Source organism: Desulfosporosinus metallidurans (assembly GCF_001936615.1).
Classification (GTDB): domain Bacteria; phylum Bacillota; class Desulfitobacteriia; order Desulfitobacteriales; family Desulfitobacteriaceae; genus Desulfosporosinus; species Desulfosporosinus metallidurans.
Genome location: NZ_MLBF01000114.1, coordinates 1 through 3,689, shown reverse-complemented (window position 1 = coordinate 3,689; position 3,689 = coordinate 1). Strand labels below are relative to the sequence as shown.

Below are 3,689 nucleotides of genomic sequence, written 5' to 3'. Positions count from 1 at the left end.
TGTTACTGACGCCTTTGGATATCCACAGATTGACGTCGTAAATTGTCTAGGTGTTGACAGACAGGCTGACCAATATAGAGGTTAATGTAGGACGGATATTATCTAGTTTATCAACTGGTTAATATCCGTCTGTCTGTCAGTCCGTCCGTCGTTATTACTTTAGTTAAATATGATAGCTTTTTTACTAAAGCATGTCCTACTTTCGCAGGAACATCAATGTGCTATTTTCTTTTGGTTGGTGGAGAAATTAAATCAAAGAAGATTCTCGTTCCTTCTGCGTCGTATTTTACAACCATCGTGGTGACAGCAAGGTTAATCAGAGCATTTTGCGACATTCCAAAGGTCAAAGCCATTTTATCAAGGCCTTCTTTGATGGCCTTGGGTAGTTCAATAGACTGCCTCGGCATTTTTTCCCTCCTCATTCTGGTGCAAAGGACGATACTTTAAGCACCATAGCAACACACATATGAACCAATTCTGTGGTAATTCTCTTGTTCATATATCTCCATTTTGCTCATTTTCATAAGGTTATCCTTTTGCATCCTTTAACCTAAAGGCCAAAATATCCGCCCTAGCTTCAGCTAACTTTTCCATGAAGACCCTCTTGAACCAAGCCGTTCTATTTCTTGTGGGTGGGTACTGGTAATATTTATCGCTCACTTTACAGATGGCTTCCATCATCTCGCTTTGATCGTAGCCAAGCTCTTCAGCTAATTGTGTGGCTTGAGGAAGAAGATCATAAAACCCTGTCTTTAAAAAGTATTCATCCAATCCCTTCATGACAATTCCCCCTCAATCACCCGTTTGACCATGCGATCATCAATAATTCGGTGACCATTTTGGGAGCCATACATCAAGCAATGCGTGCAGACTTTATTAATGAGCCGTGCCGCACCGCTAGAGAAACGGTAAATATCATCCAACGCCGCCTCTGAAAAAATATCCTGGGTTGCACCAGCATACGTTAAATGGCGTTGTATATAGGCCTCGGCTTCCGAACGGTCAAAGTGCGTCAGCTTGCATTGTAAGTCAATCCGCTGACGAATCGCAGCATAAGCCTGGAGTTGTAGGCGATCCCACAGTTCGCTCTGTCCGACGAGAATAAGTGCCATGGGACTCTCAGCATCCATCTTCATATTGAGCAGAAAGCGAACTTCTTCAAGCATTTCCCGGTCTAAAAGATGAGCCTCATCTACGACCACGACGGGCAGAAGATGCTGAATTCCCCGCATCAGTTCAATTTCTCGATGTAACTGACGTTTGGCGTCTCCGCGATAAAACTTCGATTCAAAGCCGAGTTGTTCCAAGAGCCCTTTGTAGAAGTGCCTTGGTGTGAGCTTGGAGTCCGATAGATAGAGTACTTTGAACTTTGATGGGTTCAGAGTATGGGCATAGCGACGAATAGTGGTGGTTTTCCCTGTCCCACAGTCTCCTGTGACAACGGCGAACCATCTTCTTTCGGCAGCATACTCAAGTCGTCCGAGCGTCTCTTCCAACAAGACCGACTCATAGAGCTGGCTCGTGGGAATGTCTCGTGAAAACGGCGTTTGACTGAGTCCGTAAAAGGTTTCAAACATCACTCGACCCCTCCTTATGAACTGCACGGAAGGATAGGGCTGGTGTCTGACGCTCACGACGTTGTCGATTTTTCTCCTCGGCAGCTCCGAGTAGCCTCGAAGACTCGACTTTTTGTGGTTGCATGCGCTCCGGCAAGGCCGGACGCTTGCCAACACGCTCCCCGATCACAAGTTCATGAGCTTTCCACGGGGAGTGCCCCTCGTATTCAATCGTTAGTTCACTGATGTCGGCTGGATCGTAGATGACATCGACCTTACATCCCAAGAACGGAAGACCTACTTCATAAAGTTTCCCCATAAAGTGGATGCAACCAGACTTATCCACTTTACGAGGTTCACTATGCAAAAAGGCATTGGCTAGGACTTCTGGATCTGCGAACCGAAGGGGTTTTTTATCGCTGCGATAAGCCATCTCTGGACTCATGTTCTTGTCCAAAGCAGAGTGCGGTTTAAACTGATAGCATTCACTGAGCCATACTTGGAATAATTCGTTGAGCCGATCGAGAGTCTTTGGCTTTTCAACGACGACTTCGCTTAGGAAAGCGTCGACTAATTGGTTCCATTTTTCCACCTTGCCTTTCGAGGCTGCGGCATACGGACGAGCATAAAGCAAGCGGATGCCCAGTTTGGAACAGGTTCGTTTCATCCATTTCGTGCGATATTGCTTACCGTTGTCGAAAAATACGGCTTCCATCAAACCACACTTCTGAATGGCCATCCGAAAACAATCCTCAACGATGATCTGATCGAGGGTCGGATAGAAGGCGGCATGAAGTACATATCTTGTAGCGTCATCGATGAAACAAACTAAATACACTTGTTTTTTAGAGCCATTCGGACCTATGGGAAGATAAGGCCCAAATTTTATGTCCGACTGAACCAATTGATTGCGATGTCGCCGCTGAAAGCGTCGAGCTGCACTACTAGAATCGGCATACATCCGCATTTGGCGAGTGCTGTAACCTCGTTTTGCGAGGTGTTCCTGGAGTGTACTGCGTTTGAGTTCTCCGACGTGTGCTTTTCCTTCCCACTCCAAAATCTGAATGATCTGAGCAACGCTACGACCTGGGACCTCCCTCCGTAACAAGATCGCCTGTTCAAGTAATTCAGGAGGAATACTTTCCATGGCTTTTCGACCTTTCCCTTGAGGTTTTAAGCCAACAAACCCACTTTGACGATATTTTTCCAGATAGCGACGCAACGTGCGATCAGACACACCATATGTTTCACATAGGTGTGCCTTAATTTCTCGCATTTTGGCCGGATCGAGCCCTTCTACAAGGAGTGGAGATAAGAGTTGGACTCGTTCGACCGCAATTTCTTCGGCTTTTTTCTGATTCTTCAACCGAAAACACCTTCCTTTCATGGTAAACTTCCTTTGTTTTTAAGTCTACCTCAGGTGTTTGCGGACAAAAATGCAGAACGGGTATGTACCCATAAATTAAAATTAGCAATGGGTCGGACAATTCTCGCCAGCCACCCGGGCTCATTCCCAACGTAACATCCGATTCTTTGGTGTGCAGATTGTGGAGAGACGGATGGCTCCTCCACAAGGGCTTGTCCTAAGCGGTTTGCTATGGCATTTAAACAGCCGATCAGGTAAGGAAGCAGTGCGTTGAACCACATTCGCATGCGATACAAGGTGGATTCATCGGCCGCGATGTCCGAGGATTTTGAGTCCTTTAAGACGACGCTTTCAATACAGGAAGATTCATAGCGTTGGTACGGCACCAGACAAGAAGGGAGTTCATGATGAATTCGTCTGCAATGTACACAACGAAGTCTGCGAATGATTAACACCTTGGTTTGCCCATCACTATTTTTAGATTTTCTTTGCCGACTCCCAATAACGATGAGTTGATCACCGCAACAAGGACAAGGGACGGATTCTGCACACCGAACAAAAAAGAACCAGTTTGTGGGTTTTCAATGAGAGCATAATTTGATACAATAACCATGAAGTTTTTTGTGGGATGTCTCCGGTGAACCTGTTAGAGCAGGATCACGTCATATGGAGACATCTTTTTCCTTTACTATGATATGGTCATTATATCTGGCAATTTTCGGTCAGGCAATCCCGTCAGCTTTTGGCCTGTTTGCGCTAGCGCAAAC

At 45.9% G+C, this 3,689-nt stretch carries 4 protein-coding genes and 1 pseudogene; all 5 read right to left on the bottom strand.

What is annotated here, in order from left to right; translation table 11 throughout:
* Window positions 1-221: 221 nt before the first annotated feature.
* Window positions 222-407: a hypothetical protein gene (locus DSOL_RS25605; RefSeq protein WP_075367524.1), complete on the bottom strand. Its 186-nt coding sequence runs from the start codon at window positions 405-407 to the stop codon at window positions 222-224.
* 121 nt (window positions 408-528) lie between these two features.
* Complete coding sequence (locus DSOL_RS25600; RefSeq protein ID WP_075367523.1) at window positions 529-780, bottom strand: hypothetical protein; 252 nt, start codon at window positions 778-780, stop codon at window positions 529-531.
* Window positions 777-1,577: an ExeA family protein gene (locus DSOL_RS25595; RefSeq protein WP_075367522.1), complete on the bottom strand. Its 801-nt coding sequence runs from the start codon at window positions 1,575-1,577 to the stop codon at window positions 777-779. The genes DSOL_RS25600 and DSOL_RS25595 overlap by 4 nt, the downstream gene beginning before the upstream one ends.
* Window positions 1,570-2,922 carry a DDE-type integrase/transposase/recombinase gene (locus DSOL_RS25590; protein ID WP_075367525.1) on the bottom strand — a complete coding sequence of 451 codons (1,353 nt, stop codon included), beginning with the start codon at window positions 2,920-2,922 and terminating at the stop codon, window positions 1,570-1,572. The genes DSOL_RS25595 and DSOL_RS25590 overlap by 8 nt, the downstream gene beginning before the upstream one ends.
* Window positions 2,923-2,972: 50 nt before the next feature.
* Window positions 2,973-3,443 (bottom strand): annotated as a pseudogene (locus DSOL_RS29345) (DUF6431 domain-containing protein); the annotation flags it as partial.
* Window positions 3,444-3,689 lie beyond the last annotated feature (246 nt).

What these genes read in the sequence shown, in the direction of transcription:
- DSOL_RS25605 (WP_075367524.1), bottom strand. Translation starts at nt 407, where the DNA reads ATGCCGAGGCAGTCTATTGAACTACCCAAGGCCATCAAAGAAGGCCTT.
- DSOL_RS25600 (WP_075367523.1), bottom strand. Translation starts at nt 780, where the DNA reads ATGAAGGGATTGGATGAATACTTTTTAAAGACAGGGTTTTATGATCTT.
- DSOL_RS25595 (WP_075367522.1), bottom strand. Translation starts at nt 1,577, where the DNA reads ATGTTTGAAACCTTTTACGGACTCAGTCAAACGCCGTTTTCACGAGAC.